At 37.5% G+C, this 515-nt stretch carries 1 rRNA gene; it reads right to left on the reverse strand.

Annotated features, from left to right (window positions below):
- Positions 1-129, reverse strand: a 16S ribosomal RNA gene (locus tag J678_RS0104775); the annotation flags it as partial.
- Between the last annotated feature and the right edge of the window lie 386 nt (positions 130-515).

The raw sequence follows: 515 nt of genomic DNA on the forward strand, positions 1-515 counted from the left end.
GCAGATTCCTAAGCATTACTCACCCGTCCGCCGCTAGGTCCAGTAGCAAGCTACCTTCCCCCGCTCGACTTGCATGTGTTAAGCCTGCCGCCAGCGTTCAATCTGAGCCATGATCAAACTCTTCAGTTAAAATCATTTTGCACCTTATTTATAGACAAGGTGCCAATTCTGGCTCATCAATTACTGACTTAAATTTCGCTCAAATAAACTTCGAGTAATTTAAACCAATCAATCAATGAAAATTATTTCGATTAATCAATCAGTAAAAATCCACACAAGTTGTTCTTCAATTCTCTTAATGATCTTCTTCCTGGTTCGTCACCAGCAAGCTAGGTCGGCTATATTACTCTTAATCTCTTAAAAGTCAACAGGTAATTTCGATATTTTTAAAACTTATCTTTCAAACCAACTTAACATCAAATTCATCACTTAAAGTAACCAACTTAATCTCAAGTAACTGTTTTTCAACAAGTTTCTATCTGCATCACCGCCGATGGATGTGCATTATAGACCAT

Source organism: Acinetobacter sp. 1424608, assembly GCF_000588255.1.
GTDB lineage: Bacteria > Pseudomonadota > Gammaproteobacteria > Pseudomonadales > Moraxellaceae > Acinetobacter > Acinetobacter nosocomialis.